At 66.0% G+C, this 13,507-nt stretch carries 9 protein-coding genes; 5 read left to right on the forward strand and 4 right to left on the reverse strand.

Features of this window, described 5'->3' with window-relative positions:
- Positions 1 to 61 precede the first annotated feature (61 nt).
- Genes sufC through ABD974_RS02880 form a run of 5 tightly spaced genes read left to right on the forward strand, consistent with a single transcriptional unit; the run spans position 62 to position 4,272 of the window.
- A complete protein-coding gene (gene sufC, locus ABD974_RS02860) occupies positions 62 to 844 on the forward strand; it encodes a Fe-S cluster assembly ATPase SufC (protein WP_345301741.1) in 783 nt (260 codons plus the stop codon).
- A complete protein-coding gene (gene sufD, locus ABD974_RS02865; RefSeq protein WP_345301742.1) occupies positions 841 to 2,145 on the forward strand; it encodes a Fe-S cluster assembly protein SufD in 1,305 nt (434 codons plus the stop codon). The genes sufC and sufD overlap by 4 nt, the downstream gene beginning before the upstream one ends.
- The gene (locus tag ABD974_RS02870) at positions 2,142 to 3,392 is read left to right on the forward strand and encodes a cysteine desulfurase (protein ID WP_345301743.1); all 1,251 of its coding nucleotides are present in this window, start codon (positions 2,142 to 2,144) and stop codon (positions 3,390 to 3,392) included. The genes sufD and ABD974_RS02870 overlap by 4 nt, the downstream gene beginning before the upstream one ends.
- A 20-nt stretch (positions 3,393 to 3,412) precedes the next feature.
- Positions 3,413 to 3,952, forward strand: a complete 540-nt coding sequence (locus ABD974_RS02875) for a GNAT family N-acetyltransferase (RefSeq protein ID WP_345301744.1) — start codon at positions 3,413 to 3,415, stop codon at positions 3,950 to 3,952.
- The gene (locus ABD974_RS02880; RefSeq protein ID WP_345301745.1) at positions 3,949 to 4,272 is read left to right on the forward strand and encodes a non-heme iron oxygenase ferredoxin subunit; all 324 of its coding nucleotides are present in this window, start codon (positions 3,949 to 3,951) and stop codon (positions 4,270 to 4,272) included. The genes ABD974_RS02875 and ABD974_RS02880 overlap by 4 nt, the downstream gene beginning before the upstream one ends.
- 309 nt (positions 4,273 to 4,581) lie before the next feature.
- Here ABD974_RS02880 and ABD974_RS02885 read toward each other — a convergent pair whose 3' ends face one another.
- Genes ABD974_RS02885 through ABD974_RS02900 form a run of 4 tightly spaced genes read right to left on the reverse strand, consistent with a single transcriptional unit; the run spans position 4,582 to position 13,154 of the window.
- Complete coding sequence (locus ABD974_RS02885) at positions 4,582 to 6,207, reverse strand: nuclease-related domain-containing DEAD/DEAH box helicase (RefSeq protein WP_345301746.1); 1,626 nt, start codon at positions 6,205 to 6,207, stop codon at positions 4,582 to 4,584.
- Positions 6,207 to 8,036: a DrmB family protein gene (gene drmB / locus ABD974_RS02890; protein ID WP_345301747.1), complete on the reverse strand. Its 1,830-nt coding sequence runs from the start codon at positions 8,034 to 8,036 to the stop codon at positions 6,207 to 6,209. The genes ABD974_RS02885 and drmB overlap by 1 nt, the downstream gene beginning before the upstream one ends.
- Positions 8,023 to 11,106, reverse strand: coding sequence for a helicase-related protein (locus ABD974_RS02895; RefSeq protein WP_345301748.1), 3,084 nt, complete (start codon positions 11,104 to 11,106; stop codon positions 8,023 to 8,025). The genes drmB and ABD974_RS02895 overlap by 14 nt, the downstream gene beginning before the upstream one ends.
- Positions 11,106 to 13,154: a UvrD-helicase domain-containing protein gene (locus ABD974_RS02900; protein WP_345301749.1), complete on the reverse strand. Its 2,049-nt coding sequence runs from the start codon at positions 13,152 to 13,154 to the stop codon at positions 11,106 to 11,108. The genes ABD974_RS02895 and ABD974_RS02900 overlap by 1 nt, the downstream gene beginning before the upstream one ends.
- Between the last annotated feature and the right edge of the window lie 353 nt (positions 13,155 to 13,507).

Below are 13,507 nucleotides of genomic sequence, written 5' to 3' on the forward strand. Positions count from 1 at the left end.
GCGCCCCGATCCGCATCGCGACCTTCCGACGAACCGCCGCAACACACACGACGACACCATCATGCTGAAGATCGACAACCTCCACGCCAGCGTCGCCGGCAAATCCATCCTCAAAGGGCTCGCGCTCGAGGTGAAGCCCGGCGAAGTGCACGCCATCATGGGCCCGAACGGCGCCGGCAAATCCACGCTGGCGAACGTGCTGTCCGGCCGCGAAGGCTACGCGATCGACGACGGCACGGTGTCGTTCGAAGGCGGCGACCTGCTGGCGATGTCGCCGGAAGAGCGCGCGGCCGCGGGCGTGTTCCTCGCGTTCCAGTATCCGGTCGAGATTCCGGGCGTGAACAACACCTACTTCCTGCGCAGCGCGCTCAACGCGCAGCGCCGGGCGCGCGGCGAGACCGAGCTCGATTCGATGCAGTTCCTCAAGCTGGTGCGCGAGACGCTGGCGGTGCTGCACCTGAAGGACGAACTGCTGCATCGCGGCGTCAACGAAGGCTTCAGCGGCGGCGAGAAGAAGCGCAACGAGATCTTCCAGATGGCCGTGCTGGAACCGAAGCTGGCGATCCTGGACGAAACCGACTCCGGCCTCGACATCGACGCACTCAAGGCCGTGGCCGACGGCGTCAACGCCCTGCGCGGCCCGGATCGCGCGTTCATCGTCATCACCCACTACCAGCGCCTGCTCGACTACATCAAGCCGGACGTGGTGCACGTGCTCGCCGACGGCCGCATCGTGCAGAGCGGCGGTCCGGAGCTGGCGCTGCAGCTGGAACAGCACGGCTACGCGTGGATCAAGGATCGCGTGGCGCCGGGCGCGGAAACAGATGGAGCCGCCGCACGATGAGCGCACTGCTCGACTCGCTCGCGGCCGCCTTCGACGGCCTCGCGCAGCGCGATGCCGCCGATCTCGGCCCGCACCGGCGCAAGGCGCTGGATGCGGCGCTGCGCGACGGCCTGCCCGGCCCGCGCAGCGAAGCCTGGAAGTACACGTCGCTGCGTGCGCTGGAACGCCGCACGTTCGCGCCCACGGTATCGACGGACATCGATGCCGCCGCGCTGGACGCGGCGCTCGCCGCGGTGCCGTTCCCGCGCATGGTCTTCGTCGACGGCCGGCATGATCCCGATCGCAGCCAGCTGTCCGCGATCGCGATGCCGGGCATCGAGGTGCTGCCGCTGTCGCAGGTGCTCCGCGAGCAGGAACCGCGCGACGCCAATGTCCTGCAGCGCCGCTACGCCGGCGCCGACGAGGTGTTCGCGACGATGAATGCCGCGCTGGCCGAAGAAGGCGCGGTGATCCGGCTGGACCGCGAATGCGCGAATGCCTTTCCGCTGCATCTGGTCTTCGTCGCCAGCGGCCGGCAGCCCGACGCGGCCGTGCACATGCGTCACGTCATCGACATGCGCACGGACAGCGCGTTGACCGTGGTCGAACACCACATCGCGCTGGGCGAACATCGCGGCCTGTCCAATCACGTCTTCCACATGCACCTCGGCGAAGGCGCGCGGCTCGAACACGTGCGCGTGCAGAGCGAAGCGGCGGGCGCCACCGTGATCGCGCGCAGCGATGCGGTGCTCGCGCGCCGGGCGCATTACGTCCGTCTCGACCTCGAACTCGGCGCGGCGCTGTCGCGGCACGAACTGAACGTCCGACTCGAAGGCGATCTGGCACGCCTAGCCGCCTCCGGCGTGCTGTTCGCCGACGGCAAACGCCATGTCGACACCCGCCTCGGCATCGAACACATCGCCCGCGATACGTCCTGCGCATTGCTGTGGCGCGGACTGGCCGCGGGCCGCGGGCGCGCGGTGTTCCACGGCGGCATCACCATCCGCGAAGGCGCCGACGGCAGCGATGCCGATCTGTCGAACAAGAACCTGCTGCTCTCGGCCGACGCCGAAATCGATACCCAGCCGGTGCTGGTGATCCACGCCGACGAGGTGAAGGCCGCGCACGGCGCGACCGTCGGCCAGCTCGACCCGACCGCGCTGTTCTATCTGCGCTCGCGCGGCATTCCGGAGACGGAAGCGCGCGCCCTGCTCACCGCCGCGTTCTGCCGCGAAGTGCTGGCGGGCGTGCATGCGCCCGAACTGCGCGCATCGCTGACCGCGGTGCTCGACACCCACCTCGCACGAGTGACGCCGGCATGACCGCCACCGCTTCCGAGCAGACTTCCGGCGACACCCGCGACTGGGCCGCGATCCGCGCCGACTTCCCGCTGCTGACCCGCGAGGTCCACGGCAAGCCGCTGGTCTACCTCGACTCCGCCAACACCGGGCAGAAACCGGCTGCCGTCATCGACACCGTCGACGATTTCTTCCGCCGCCACAACGCCAACGTCAGCCGTGCGGTGCACGCGCTCGGCACCGAGGCGACCGAGGCCTACGAAGGCGCGCGCAGCAAACTCGCGGGCTTCTTCAAGGCGCACCGCGACGAACTGGTGCTGTGCAGCGGCACGACCTTCGCGATCAATCTGGTCGCGTATTCGTGGGCGCTGCCGCGATTGAAACCCGGCGACGCGATCCTGCTGTCGCGGATGGAGCACCACGCCAACATCGTGCCGTGGCAACTGGTCGCCGAGCGCACCGGCGCGACCATCAAGGTCGCCGAGATCCGCGAAGACGGCAGCCTCGACCTCGACGCGCTGCACGCGGCGATGACATCCGAGGTGAAGATCCTCGGCCTGACCCACGTCAGCAACGTGCTGGGCACGGTCAATCCGGTGCGCGAGATCTGCCGCGAAGCGCGCAGGCGCGGCATCGTCACCGTGATCGACGGTTCGCAGGCGGCGCCGCACCGCGCGCTCGACATTCCGTCGATCGGCTGCGACTTCTACGCCATCACCGGCCACAAGATGTGCGGCCCCACCGGCACCGGCGCGCTGTGGGCACGTCGCGAGCATCTGGCCGCGATGCCGCCGTTCCTTGGCGGCGGCGAGATGATCCGCGAAGTGCGCTTCGAAGGCACCGTGTTCAACGATGGCCCGCACCGCTTCGAGGCCGGCACGCCGAACATCGCCGGCCACATCGGCCTCGGCGCCGCGGTGGACTATCTCGACGCGATCGGCATGGACGCGATCGAAGCGCGCGAGGCCGAACTGCTGGCGCACGCCACTGAAGCGCTGCGCAAGATCGACGGCCTGCGCATCATCGGCACCGCGCCGGAGAAGGCCGCGGTGATCAGCTTCCTGGTGCAGGGCGCGCACGCGCACGATCTCGCCACCCTGCTCGATCTGGAAGGCGTGGCGGTGCGCTCCGGCCACCACTGCGCGCATCCGCTGCTGCAGTTCTACGGCGTGCCCGCCACCTGCCGCGCCTCGTTCGCGTTCTACAACACGCACGAGGAGATCGAACGCTTCGCCGCCGCATTGACCAAAGTCCGCCGACTGCTCGGCTGATCAGACCGGAATTCCGCACCGTGCCCGCACTCCGCTTCCGCAACGCCACCGAAGACGACATCCCCGCATTGATCGACCTCGTCACGTCCGCGTATCGCGGCGACGCCAGCCGCCAAGGCTGGACCACCGAGGCCGATCTGCTCGACGGCCAGCGCATCGACGCCGACATGCTGCGCGCCGATCTGACGCAACCGCAGAGCGTCGTGCTGCTGGCCGAAGACGACGCGCGCCTCGTCGCCTGCGCGCACGTCGGCGTGGAGGACGGCGCCGGCTATTTCGGCATGTTCTCGGTCGACCCGACGGCGCAGGGCGGCGGCATCGGCAAGATCGTGCTCGCCGAAGCCGAACGCGTCGCCCGCGACACCTTCGGCTGCGCGCGCATGCGCATGACCGTGATCGACTGCCGCGACGAGCTCATCGCGTTCTACGAGCGTCGGGGCTACGTCCGCACCGGCATCACCAAACCCTTCCCGTACGGCAATCCGCGCTACGGGCAGCCGAAACGCGACGACCTGCGCTTCGAGATCCTCGAAAAGGACCTGACGGAGACCGCGGCATGAGCGACTGGGTCTTCGTGTGCGCCACCGGGCAGCTGCTGCCCGGCGAAAAGGCCGTGGTCTGGGCCGACGAAACGCCGATCCTGGTTGTGAACCTCGACGGCGAGCTGTATGCGGTCGAAGACCGCTGCACCCACGACGAATACGAACTGTCCTCGGGCGAAGTCGACGTCGCCGAAGGCAGCATCGCCTGCATCCTCCACGGCGCCCGCTTCGACCTCCGCGACGGCCGCGCCCTGTGCGCCCCCGCCTACGACCCGGTGGCGAAATTCCCGGTGAAGATCGAACACGGCGGCATCTGGACCCGCGACGATCGCGAGTGATGCTCGCGCGTAGTCACCAACTGCGGTAGAGCGGGCCTTAGCCCGCTAGAAATCTTTCGGCAACATTGATAGAACGGCCGGACCTGTCACCGAAGCCCCTGTAAGAGCGACGGAAGTCGCGACGAATGACAGAAACCCTTGACCAGTCATCCGGCTGTCGAACACCAGCCTGCCTTCTCCCCGACAACGGGCGGCTATCGGCCAGAAGCAGCCATTTATGGAGGCCCAAGCATCACTCCTCATTGCCTAGATTGGCCTACTCATAAGCGTCCGTGCAAACAGGGAAAACCCGGGATTAGCGTTGACCTGCTACGCGCGTGGCGCGTCCGTCCTTAGCCAGTCCAGCACCTCGACAGGGCCCACGGCTGTCAGATGCGCCCGTGCACGAGACAGCGCTACATAGGCAAGCTCGGGAGCATCCGACAGCTCGCGCGTGGCGAGAATGATGACGAAGCGGCGTTCGAGGCCCTTGAAGTCGGTGATTGTTGAGAATGTCAGGCCAGCGTAAACCTCATCTTGCAGGGACGTCGCGAGTCGCCCCAGCGTAGCAGCGCTTGGGCTTAGCACTGCAATGTCCTCGGGCAATACGCTCTCAGCGTTGATCAGGCGGCGAACTTCGCCGAGCGCGGTCCGCTCGATCTGACCGTCTTCGCAGGCGAGCCACTGCACCTCGGCCCCAAGGGGGCCATCTGCGATCAGCCCCGGGCCACGATAGAAACGCTGCGTGGCGTCGTGAATGTTCTGGGTGTTGCGCAGGTTCCGGCTCAGGCGGATCGGAAGGAGCATGTAGGCGTCGAAGTGGCTGCGCAGCTCGCCGTAGAGCCGCTGATTGCTATCGAAGTAGGCGTGCAGAGTGGCCCCGTCGCTCCGGCTCGCCAGTGCATCGATGGACACCCAGGTGCTCGGAGTGAAGTCCTGCGCCTCGTCCACCACCACTGCGTCGTAGGCGAGATCAGCCCGCGCGGCAAGGCTATCGAACACGACCTCAGGAAGCTGCTCGGAGCGCGGCGTGGTCCCGCCCGCCAGGATCCCAGCCTCGGTGCCAAGGCGCGTGGCCAGTTCCGAAAAGGTCGATACCTCGACGCCGCTATCACGCAGCACCAGCCGGATGTGCTCGGCAAGCTGCGCTGAGCCGCAGGTGAGGAGGGTGCGTTGTCCGGCTGCGGCGAGACGGCGGGCGTCCTCACATGCGAGTACGGTCTTGCCTGTGCCGGCGCCGCCCGAGATGGCCACGCGCCGCAGATCCTCGAAGGCGTTGAGGATATGGAACTGCTGCGGCGTGAGGTTCTCGATGGCCTCGTCATCATCCGCACTGGAATAGGCGAGGGGCGAGTGGAGCTTTATGGGGCGGGCAAGGAGCTGTTCGAGCACGCGCATGCCGTGCGGTCCGAGCGCGTCATCATTCCCGCCCGAGAGGCGCTGGGCGACCCAGTCGGCAAGGTGATCGAGTTCGGGGCGGGTTGCGAATAGCTCCCGCGGCTTGTCGGGGCCCATGTGTTGCGGCACAGCCTTGACGTCCGGAAAGATCACGCCGTGGCGGAAACGGAAGTGGCCGCGTGGCCAGCCCCGTTCGGCCTGCGCCTTTCTTAATAGCGTGTGCTTGCTCTTCGACGCCTGCTCGACGGGGTTTTTGATCGTGTGGCTGATGCCATGGCGATCGCGGCTGGTCCAGCGATCCGTAGCGGGGTCATAGCTGATCGCGCCACCCTTTACCTCGATGAAGAGCACCCCATGATCGGGGTGTGCGACGACGAAGTCAGACTCCCCATCGATCTCGGCGCCCGAAGCAGTTTCGCCAAGCCAAGGGCGCGAGTAGAACACCGTCCAGCCGGGCCCGAGCTGTGCCGCCAGCGCATCGAACACGCGGATCTCAGCCGCCCGGCGCGACTCAGCCCGGATCGCGGCAGGGAGCAGCCGTGGCCACATCGTCGCCATTAATGGTGTCCTTCGACAAGCGAATGAAAGAAGCCGAGCGAGGAATCGCCAGGGGAGCCGACCAGAAGCGCGCGGTCGAGGAACTGGTTGAAGGCCTCGCACGAGGTCTCAGGTGAGAGGACGCAGGCATGGCAGGCAGCGAGGGACATACCGGCCTCGCCTACGAGAAGATCCTCGATACAGAGAGGATCCGACGAGCACCACGCCTGGGCCTGGATGGCCGCCTGGATCGTGCGTTCCATCCGCTCGGGTGTCCCTTCGCGCTGCAAACCGCCGAGCGTGCCGTCGTCATCGGTAGTCGCCGTATAGATCAGCAGGCCCGCCATTGGCGCGTCGCCGTGATCGACATAGAGCCGTTCGCGGAGCGCAGTCGAGGAATAGCCGCAGTCGAGCGTGAGCTGGCGCATCAGTGCGTGGGCAAGGGTATGCACCAGAACGCGCCTCGGGGTGATCGGGCGAGGTGGCTTCTCGTCTCCAAAGCGCTGCTTCCAGTCGGCCTGATAGCGCTCATCAATCGCACGAATGCGTTCGACGACGCTAGCCTGCGCTTCCCAGCGCGTCAGGGCCTCAGCACTGAGTTCCAGGTAGATGCCTTCACCGCGCACTTCGATGGCGGGTAGCCATCCAAGACCTCGCACTGAAAGCTGTGCGTAGTTGGGCGAGTCAGGGTCGCCCGGCGGGTGAATGCGCGTGAAGCCCTTCAAGGCGCTTACTTCACGAAGGCGCACGACGCGCACCAGGTGGGAGAACCACTGCGAGAGCGTAGCCGGGACGGCGTGGGGCCGCATCTCGAACTCGCGGTCCGGGCCATGGTCCGCAAGGCCGCTGGTGAACTGGCGGTGCTCTTCCCAGCGAAGGTTCTCGACATCAATCTCCTCATGGGAGGTCATGCGACGATTGAGGAGATCAGCGAACTCCTCGGGAGTCAGCCCGAGTTCCGCCAGCACCGGTTTGAGCTCGCTTTTTGCGAGGATCTTCACCAGCAGAGCGCGTTCGTCGGGGTCCTCGACGTGCATGAACTGATCCCACATCACGCCCATCGCTTCCTGAATCTGATCGGACCATGGGGGGATGCTCAGTGCAGACTCAACCACCGGGAAGTAAAGGTTGGACGCGCCGCGCTGGACAGTGCGTGCCTTGTGATCACAGGTCTCGTCCCCGCCCGCGAGCCAAGGCCTTCGACCGCGGCAGTTAGGGAAGGTCTCCCAAGTCTCCTCGGAAAACACCCGATCCATTGAGCGGCTGGCATGGCAGCTGGGGCAGCTGAGGATCAGGCCGGCAAGACCCGCGCGCTCGGACACCAAGCTCAGAAAGGTGCGCTTCTGGCAGCCTTCCTTGTGGCGCACCCAAGAGTGCCAAGGGAACTCATCAAGGTGGCCTGCCTCGCAGGCCATCACGAAGCGAACCGGCACCACCCACACCTTGCGCCGCCCGGGCATACGCTGCGTGCACTGCGCGCAGTAGAGGCCAGGCTGGCCCGCTTCATCCGACCACGCGCGCGACTCGGCAAGGCGACTGCATTGCGGGCATTGCAGCCAGTTTGGGAAGCGCACGGCCACGAGGGCCTTGCCATCGGACCGATTGAACTCCTCGGCCGACACCGGAGGGAGACGAAAGCCCTGCACGCCTAGCTTCTTTTGGAGCCGTGCTTCGAGCACGGTCTGCTCGTTTCGCATTCCGGCAGGCGGGAAGTTCCGGTCCCACTCTTCAAGGCCGGCCGCGACGGCCGAGATCGGCGCATCCCCCGCCCGGAAATCGATCACGGCGCCGGGTCCGAAGAGGGACGCTGCCGCGCTGCGGCGCAGATCGCCAAGTTTATTGCGCGACATCGTTGCTCCTCAGGCCGGGCACGAGACGGTAGGGCGTAGCGGGTTCCACTCCTCGCATGGAGTTCGGGGTCGGCCAGGCTTGGCCTACGACCCGGCCAGAGGCCCGGCGCGCCGCCGCCTCTTCGGCGCTCTGCATCAGCGGCGCGGCGCGAGAGCCCTTCTTCTTCCAGTAGATTTCGGGCGCCCGGCGGATCCATGCGTCGAGGCGGCGGTGCAGCTCGTCGCGCACGCCCCCTTCGTCGGCGTCGATCCTGCCAGCGCGTGCCACGACCAGATCAATCAACTGACGGGTGCGTGCAATGCTTTTGTCCGACCACGCAGGCTCTTCGAGCATCTCGGGGATCAGGTGGCGCACGAGTGCAACGAGGACGGCATGGAGCGCCCGGTCGCGCGCGCGCGCGGCAAAGGGTGTTGCGCTCGTGGCCTCAACGAAGCGATACAGCATCGAGTGCCAAGTGCTAAATGTCTCGTAATGCGAACGGTCGCGAGGCTTGGCATTGTTGAGAAGTGCAACTACGAGTCCTTCGACCTTGCCGCGGCCTACGCGACTCGTGGCCTGGATGTATTCAGCCATCGTCTTCGGCTGTCCATTCACGAGCATGAGGCCGAGACGCGGGATGTCGACGCCCACGCTCACCATGTTGGTGGCGAGCACGACATCCACGGCACCGGGCTGATCCACGCGCACGGCGAGCTTGTCGAGCATGTCGCGGATCTCTGTCTGCGTGCGGCGAGAGGTGAGCTCCTCGATCTCCGACAGCTGCCGCGGCTGCGTGCCTGCGCGCGTCGCGAGAAGGGTGAGGGTGTCTGAAACGTCGTCTTGCATCAGCACGAGCGCGCCGCCCAGCTCGCGAAGCGAGTTGAAGTAGGCGAGGAGCGTCCAGTAAGGGTCGCGCTCCTCAGGGCTCAGTGCGTGCAGCGCGCCATGCAAGAGCGAGGCAGAGACGGCTTGCAGGGTGAACTTGGCGGACCGGCCGGCCGTGGTAACGCCGATGTAGCGCCTGCCCGCGAGCGCAGTGTCTTGCACGGCGAAGCCCGAATCCTGGGCATCGAGGCCTGGCGGCGGGAACTGGCAGGTATCACGATCGAAGAGGGCGCGCACCTGCTCGCCCGCGCGGCGGATCGTGGCCGTCGAGCCCACGATCTTGGGCGGGCTGCCGCTGTCGGAGAGGATGATGTCGACGGCCGCCTCGTAAAGACCGGTGAGCGTGCCCAGTGGGCCTGCGATCAGGTGGAGCTCGTCTTGGAGGATGAGCTGCGGCTGCATGGGCGTGCCGACACCAAAGAGCGCACGCGACGCCGGGTTTCGGACGATCTGCGCGAACTTGTCGACGGTCCCCAGCAGCATCGTCGGCCGCTGCTCATAGATGTCCTCGTCCACCGTGAACACCGGAAGCGGCGCCTTGGATAGCGCGCATGCAGAAGTGCGGCATTCGACGACGACCGGGTCAGTGTCGCGCCGCTGGACATAGTCCAAGTCGGCGTTGCAGCACGGGCATTTGGTGAGCTGGCGGGCCTGGGGCTTGAAAACATCACCTTTGTTGTCGAACGCGATCTTTCGCGAGTTCGGCGTTGCGTCCCCTCCGACCCAGAGGCCGAGCGAGAAGGGTGTTTTTCCAAGCACAAGCTTCCGTCCAGAGTTGACTGTGCCCCTCCGGATCGCCTCGCATGCGCAGATCGTGGCCGCGGCGCGGATGAACTGCTGCGTGGTAAGGAGGCGCAGCGTGTAGCGCATGATGCAGGCGACGCCATCGCCGTCCTCGGGCCGCGCGCCAACAAGGCGGCGATAGAAAGCCACCATGGCCACGAGGCCCAGATAGGCCTCGGTCTTGCCGCCGCCGGTTGGGAACCAGAGGAGGTCCATCACGCCCCGATCGGGGTGCTGAGGATCGAGGGTGGACTCCATCGAAAGCAGCAGGAAGCCAAGCTGGAAGGGGCGCCAGACGAGCGACGAGCCGCCCCAGACCCGCTGCGTCTCCATCGCGAGGTTGGCAAGCCGAAACGCTTTCGCCATCGCGCCATCTGACACCAGCCGATCGACGCCGCGGCGCATCCGCCCAAGCACATGCGCGATCTCATCCAGATGCGCGTTGGCGGTTTCCACAAGAGGCGCCGGAATGTCTTCAAGAGTCGCGCGCTGATCGTCCAGCCACGCGCCGTAGGCGTCGCAGAGCGCGCCAAGGTGGCCAACCAGTTCGCCATCCGTGCTCTGCGCAAGAGTGGCGGCTGCCAGCGAGCAGGACTTTGCTAGGCCTGCGAAGTGGCGCGAGCCATCGGGGCTGACAGCTGGGGAAGTGGCCTCGGGGATCCAAGCCGTCCGCACGGCGTCGATCTCGCGCCCTTCGGTGCCCGCGTCCCACTGCGCCGAGCAGGTGTGGCCCGTGGCGTATTCGCGAGAGCGTCGGAAGAGGAGCGCGTTCGAGCGGTCATCGGCGTCGATGGCGGCCTTGCGGCTCGGGCGCGTGATAAGGCGGGAGCCACTCGTAGCGCGGATCGTGAGACTTGTCTGGAAGAGCGTTGAGGTCTCGATCGCCTCGCGGCTGCGATCGGGCGTCGATCCGTTGACCAGCGTGATGGTGGCCAGCACGCCGGCCTCGAAAGGCAGAACCCGCACATTCAGGCGAACGCCTGCGACGTCGACCTCCGCCAAGAGAATGTCGTGATTGCCCGGGGTGAGTTCGATCTCGATCGGCGGGAGCGCGATGTCCACCCGGTTCCACTTGTCTTTCTCTTCCAGGTGCGGCTGGTAGCGCCCGCAAGCGATCTCCACGAGCACGCGCGGCGCGGCGGCGTCGCCGGATGCGCAGGCGAAGGAAACTCCGGCGGTTGAAGGGCGTCGCATCTGTGCCGCGGGCGGCTGGGAGGACTCGTCGCTCTCTTCGTTGCTATCGCCGTCCTCGCCTGCCACCGCAAGCCGCTCGTCCTGCTCGGGCGGGAGTGCGAGGTTCTGCGGCCACAGGATGCCGGTGAGGTAAACGTCGGAAGGCTTGGCGTCGACAGTTTCGTCAGGCGCAAACGGGCCAATCAAGTCAATGGCAAGGCGTTCAATAAGTGCGTCGCGGGCGGACATCAGCGGGATTTCGGTTTGGTGGGAGAGAAGGAGGTCAGAAGCGGCGCATAGAAAAAGCCACTCGACTTCCACGGTTCGAGCATGCTTTCGAGGTGAGGGCTGTCAGGCGCAACGACCATCGTGCGCAGACCGATCGAGCGGCCGTATGCGAGCCAACTGATCGACTTGTTGAGATGCCAAGCGATCTTTCCGATGTCCGCGCCAAAGCGCTCGCTTAGCCCGCCCAGCCGCTGCTCTCCATCGTTGATGGTGAAGTGCCAGCCCACCGTCGATTCGGCGCGCAACATCAGGCGCAGGCGACGGGGCTGATTCGCCCATGCCGCCTGCGTGGCGAGGGCGTCTTCCTGCCGGGCAAAGAATGAGCGCCCCACAAGACCTGACGGCTCGATATCGTGCGGACGCCCCACCTCGACCTGGATCGAGCTGCCAGTGCGGCGCCACACGCGGCCATTGACCTTAGTTCCGCAGTGTGCGCCCGCCGTGCCAACCAGCAGGCGCTCGCGGGGGCGGGTAGCGCCGACGAACATGACACGCGACTCTTCGCCCGTCTCGTCAGCGACGGCCGTTTCTTGCAGATAGAGATAGACAGTCGGCGCTTCGCGCCCCTTGCTGGCATGAATGGTGCCAAGGATCGGCCCGGCCGTGCCAAACTCGGGGGTGCAGAACTGCATCGGCGGGTTCGTGCGCGCCAGCACCTTTCTCAGCGCGTGGAGATCAACCACATAAACTGAGTCCCCGGCGACCTCCACGCAGCGGCTCCACGCCTCAGCACAATCGAAAGGTGCCTGGATGTCGCGCTCGTGCCAGCGCTTCTCGAAATCGTCGCGGCTAATCCTCCGCTGGGAGTGGTCCCAGAACATCTGTGCTACCCAGGACCGCACGCAGATGGGCATTCCGGACAGCCGCAGGCGGTGCGGCAGAAGCCCGGCATGGCTCGACGCGATCAGGACGTCCAGACGGTTGCGCATAAGAACGAGCGCATCATCTGGCAGCGTATCGAGTTTGAGATTTGCCACTTCGCCGGCATCCGCATGGGCCAGTCGCCGAATCTCGCTCTTGACGTGCTTTTCGATGTTGACCTTGCGGCCAGACAGGAGGTCGCGGCGCAGCCCGGTGAAGATGGCGAGGAGGTTCGGGTCCGCCGTGCGATGCACTTCGGTCAGCTGCATCTGGCGAAAGCCACGCGCCGCCAGCGCGTCGAGCAGGTTCGTGCCATTGGAGTCATCCTCACCTTCGGCAAAAGCGTAGATCGCTTGGGCGCGGTCGGCGAAGACCGTGATCCCGCTATCGGGGTTGAGACCGTCCACCATAGCTAGGATAAGGTCGGCGCGGGGGCCGACGATGTCCTGCGCCTCGTCAACGATAAGGTGCTCCATGCGCGCCAGATCGTCGCGCACATCCTGATCCTCTCGAAGGAGTTGCAGAGCGGCGTTGATGTTGTCTTCGTAGCTGCCGGTAAGGGCCGCTTCTTTCATGAAGCCCGAGTGCACGGCCCACGCGAATGCGTCGAGCGTGATGATGCGAACGCTCGCGGCGTCGCCGGGCTCTTCCAGTGCACGCGCAATGCGGTTTCGGATCTCGACAACGGCGGTGCGGGTGAAGCTCACTAGGCAGATGCGGGAGGCGGGGATTCCGTTACCGACCATCGCCGCTACGCGCGCGCAGGCCGCATGCGTCTTGCCGGTGCCAGGGCCGGCGTCAACGATCAGACGAGCATCTGGCGGCTCGGCAACCGGGTCGTCCTGCCAAGTCGGCGCGTTCGCGCCAATGTCTTCGATCTCTGGTGGCAGCGGGGGCGGCGGCTGGGAGCGCACCAGAATCTCCCGCTCGAACGCCTCTTCGGCATCAGCAGGTAGCTGTTGCGGGGCTGGCGGCGGGACAGGCGCGGCAGCGGTCCCACCGATCTCGATGGAATTCCCGCTCAGCAGCCAGAGCTGCTTGCGGTAGGTGATCGCCGGCTTCCCGTCGAGCTCCCGCAGTGGCCGTTGAATAGTGGCTACGACCCTGCCGTTCTCGCGAACGTGAACCTCCAGTTGTTCCCCTGACACGGCCCCCTCCCCTGTCGCGCAAAGCTGAGGGTAGCTGGTTGGAGACGATCCTCCCAGCGTCCGCCTCAAGTCTGGCGACGAGCGGCTGTCATGGGCGCACACCCACATGAGACGCCGCGGATCAGCACCAATGCGTTATGGGGCTCGAAAGCCAGAACACGCCGCCAATACTAAGCCAGCCAGCGCAACGGCGAAACGACTGCTATGGGTCGAAAGCAGCTACTTGCTCGGCTCTCACGCCAGCCTTGCAATGCTTATAACAAGGCCGCAAGCGACTATCCAGAATCGCATTCAACATCTCGGACGACACGGCAATCTTGCCTCTCCGCAGCGGCTACAAGCAGCGGCACGTC

Source organism: Lysobacter hankyongensis (assembly GCF_039543145.1).
Classification (GTDB): Bacteria; Pseudomonadota; Gammaproteobacteria; order Xanthomonadales; family Xanthomonadaceae; genus Lysobacter_I; species Lysobacter_I hankyongensis.

Excerpts from the sequence above, each read along its gene's own strand:
- sufC (WP_345301741.1), top strand. The coding sequence starts at position 62 with ATGCTGAAGATCGACAACCTCCACGCCAGCGTCGCCGGCAAATCCATC.
- sufD (WP_345301742.1), top strand. The coding sequence starts at position 841 with ATGAGCGCACTGCTCGACTCGCTCGCGGCCGCCTTCGACGGCCTCGCG.
- ABD974_RS02870 (WP_345301743.1), top strand. The coding sequence starts at position 2,142 with ATGACCGCCACCGCTTCCGAGCAGACTTCCGGCGACACCCGCGACTGG.
- ABD974_RS02880 (WP_345301745.1), top strand. The coding sequence starts at position 3,949 with ATGAGCGACTGGGTCTTCGTGTGCGCCACCGGGCAGCTGCTGCCCGGC.
- ABD974_RS02885 (WP_345301746.1), bottom strand. The coding sequence starts at position 6,207 with ATGGCGACGATGTGGCCACGGCTGCTCCCTGCCGCGATCCGGGCTGAG.
- drmB (WP_345301747.1), bottom strand. The coding sequence starts at position 8,036 with ATGTCGCGCAATAAACTTGGCGATCTGCGCCGCAGCGCGGCAGCGTCC.
- ABD974_RS02895 (WP_345301748.1), bottom strand. The coding sequence starts at position 11,106 with ATGTCCGCCCGCGACGCACTTATTGAACGCCTTGCCATTGACTTGATT.